Origin of the sequence: Sulfurimonas sp. (assembly GCF_014859695.1) — a bacterium.
In the GTDB taxonomy this organism is placed as follows: Bacteria; Campylobacterota; Campylobacteria; order Campylobacterales; family Sulfurimonadaceae; genus Sulfurimonas.
The window spans coordinates 1-3,449 of sequence record NZ_JACUTS010000132.1; the positions used below are offsets into that span (position 1 = coordinate 1).

Annotated in this window: 3 protein-coding genes; all 3 read right to left on the reverse strand. The window is 43.8% G+C overall.

Features of this window, described 5'->3' with window-relative positions:
* Positions 1-4: 4 nt before the first annotated feature.
* Positions 5-556: a septum formation inhibitor Maf gene (maf, locus tag IBX42_RS11790; protein ID WP_294933128.1), complete on the reverse strand. Its 552-nt coding sequence runs from the start codon at positions 554-556 to the stop codon at positions 5-7.
* Positions 556-1,038, reverse strand: a complete 483-nt coding sequence (locus IBX42_RS11795) for a hypothetical protein (protein WP_294933129.1) — start codon at positions 1,036-1,038, stop codon at positions 556-558. Before IBX42_RS11795 ends, maf begins: the two co-directional genes overlap by 1 nt.
* A partial coding sequence (alaS, locus tag IBX42_RS11800) for an alanine--tRNA ligase (protein WP_294933130.1) occupies positions 1,038-3,449 on the reverse strand: 2,412 nt, incomplete at its 5' end. The genes IBX42_RS11795 and alaS, both read right to left, overlap by 1 nt.

A 3,449-nucleotide genomic window follows, 5' to 3' on the forward strand; every position in this document is an offset into this window, starting at 1 on the left:
TTATTTATTTAATAAAAACTTTTAATAAATCCGTATTTAAGCCCATCGCTGTGCTCTCAAATCCCTTCACGCTTTTTATATAGTGCTTGCAAAATCCCTCAACCATGCAGGCTCCTGCTTTGCCACGCCACTCCCCGCTTTGCAGATATCTCTCGACATCATTCAAATCAAAATCATCAAAAAAATACTCCGTTGTGGAGATGTCAATAATCTTCATCCTGCGCGATTGATATATCATACATGTAATGATGCTTGTAACACTCCCGCTTTGCGTAAGGAGTATATTTCGCGCATCATCAACACATTTTGCTTTTCTGAGTATCTGTCCGCAAGAAGCAACTACGGTATCGGCAACTAAAAGTGGGTACTCATCATCATACCCAAAAGCTCTTACATTTGCTTCAAATTTTCCTAGTGTTGCCCGGTATACAAAGTTTTTAGGAGAGGTTGCTATTATGCTCTCTTCATCAAAATCTACACTCTCTTGAATGAAGGCGATACCCGCATCTCTAAGGAGTTGAGCGCGGGTTTGTGAAGCAGAGGCAAGTCTTAGCATTAGATGCTGCTTGAGAGATATGTCCCTAAAAATATAGCACTAACGCCAAGAATAATATTTAGAGGAACCATAAATTTTCCGATAAGCTCTATCTGGTTTTTTGCGCCGACCATATTGCCCTCATTCAACATTTTCTCGCCTCTGTTTCTTCTTAAAATCATGACGATAAGGTTGATAAACATAACACTCCAGATACCCTCTTTGGCATGTGAAAGTGGTGCGAAATCACTCTGGTTCAGACCGTATCCCTTTATCATAAAAACTGCCGTTACCATAAGAGTTACGACAAAAGGAAGGACTATATAGAAGAGTCTCTTAAGTGCGTGAGCAATTCTCTCCAACCTCTTTTGCGGAGACTCTATCTCTAAAAAGGAGTGGTGTGCCGCGTAACGCATAGCAATCATGCCGCCGACCCAAACAACCGCGCTTATCACATGTAAAAAGACAATAATCGTTTTATGCTCTAAAAAGATATCTTGCATTATCCTAAAACCTCAGTTATATAAGCCTTTGCCTTCTCTTTAGCCTCGGCAATTTTAGAGATATCTTTTCCGCCTGCCTGTGCGAAATCGGGACGACCGCCTCCGCCTCCGCCAAGAATCGGAGCTATGTTTTTAATCCACTCGCCCGCTTTTGCATCCGCACCCTTAACACCTGCAGCTATCAAGACTTTATCGCCCTTTACCTGAAAGAGCATTGCGCATAGTTTTTCGTTTTGGTTTTTAAGTTCGTCTATCTTCTCTTTGATATCGCCGCTTAAAAGTTCATCAACCACAACCGCCACGCCGTTTATCTCATCGGTTTTTATCTCTACATGTATGCTGTTTTGCGCCTCATGAAGTTCTGATTTTAGCTCGGATATAGTCGACTTTAGTCTTGAGACTCCAGCCATTACGTCAAGATTTTTAACCTCGGCTTGCATCTCTTTGATAAGCACTCTCTGCTGCGCAAAATGATTATACGCAGCATGTCCGCAGACCGCCTCAATACGTCTAACTCCAGCACTCACGCCGCTCTCTTTTGTGATGATAAACGAGCCGATAACCGCAGTGTTGTCAACATGCACGCCTCCACAGAACTCAACGCTTGCAGTGCCAAAACTTACAACCCTTACCTCGTCGCCGTACTTCTCGCCAAACTGCGCTTTTGCACCTGACTTTTTGGCATCTTCAATACTCATAACCTCGGTTTTACCGCCGATGCCGCGCATAATCTGCTCATTTACTCTTGTCTCAATCTCTACAAGTTCAGCATGGCTAAGCGCTTTTGGATGAGAGAAGTCAAATCGAAGCCTGTCAGCTTCAACAAGTGAACCTGCTTGAGAAATATGCTCTCCCAAAACATCAAAAAGCACAGCATGCAGAAGATGCGTTGCAGAGTGGTGCTTTGTTATTTCTCCTCTGGAGATATCCACAACCGCTTCAACCTCATCGCCGACTTTTAACTCTTTTTCCACCGTTATCCCAGAGAGATTAAGACCAAAAAACTTCTTTGTATCTTCTACCTTTGCATAGCCCTCAAGCTCGCCCATATCTCCGCACTGCCCGCCTGATTCTGCATAAAACGGAGTATCGTCTAAAAGTACCCATCCGCTTGAGCCTGCCAAGAGAGTATCAACATGACGGTAATGCTCATCCAAAAGTGCTAAAACTTTGCTTCTGTTTTTTGTACTCTCGTAGCCCACAAAATTGTTCTCGCCGAACTTCTCTAAAAGCTCTTTAAAGTCTCCGTGAACCGCTTCGTCTCCGCTGCCTTTCCAAGCAGCTTTTGCGCGTGTGCGCTGCTGGCTCATCAGCTCCTCAAATGTAGCCGTGTCAAGTTTAAGATTTTTCTCTCTTAACATATCCTCGGTCAAGTCAAGCGGAAAACCAAAAGTATCGTAGAGCTTAAATGCAACCTCGCCGCTAAAAATCTCTTTTGTATTTTTAAGCTCTTCGTTAAAAAGCTCAATTCCCGATGCGATAGTTTTGAAAAATCTCGCCTCTTCAAGCTCTATCTGCTCTTTTACAATCTCTGCTTTTTGCGCCAAATAGTCATACTCTTTGCCCATAATCGAGACAACACTGTCTACCAGTTTGTACATAAAAGGCTCGCTGAAACCTAGCAGGTAACCATGTCTCACACCGCGGCGCAATATTCTGCGAAGCACATAACCGCGACCCTCATTCGAGAAGTTTACGCCCTGAGAAAGAAGAAAAAGTGCAGTTCTTATGTGATCGGCTATTACTCTGTATGATGCACCATCTGCATATACATACTCTTTTGCAATCAACTCTTCAATCTTTGCGATTATCGGCACAAACAAAGACGATGAGTAGTTGCTTGTAACGCCTTCGCTGATTGCGACAACACGCTCCAATCCCATACCGGTATCTATTGAAGGTTTTGGAAGAGGCGTTAGAGTGCCGTCGCTGCTTCTCTCATACTGCATAAAAACAAGGTTCCAAATCTCTAAAAATCTGTCTCCCTCGCCTCCCATGTAATCCTCAGAACCGCTGAAATTCTCTTCGCCCTGGTCAAAAAAGATTTCGCTGCTTGGTCCACATGGTCCCGTATCACCCATCTGCCAGAAGTTATCTTTGTCACCAAGACGCATGATTCTCTCTTTGCTTACATGGCGCATCCAAAGCTCTTCTGCCTCATCATCACTCTCATACACGGTAACCCAAAGCTTCTCTTTTTCAAACTTAAGAACCTCCGTTATAAACTCCCATGCATAGTCGATTGCCTCTTTTTTGAAGTAATCTCCAAAGCTAAAGTTGCCAAGCATTTCAAAAAATGTGTGGTGTCTTGCCGTATAACCGACATTTTCGAGGTCGTTATGTTTTCCGCCGGCACGGATACATGTTTGGCATGAAACTGCACGCGGATTTTGCGGAGCAGGCACTTCGCC

Excerpts from the sequence above, each read along its gene's own strand:
- maf (WP_294933128.1), bottom strand. The coding sequence starts at position 556 with ATGCTAAGACTTGCCTCTGCTTCACAAACCCGCGCTCAACTCCTTAGA.
- IBX42_RS11795 (WP_294933129.1), bottom strand. The coding sequence starts at position 1,038 with ATGCAAGATATCTTTTTAGAGCATAAAACGATTATTGTCTTTTTACAT.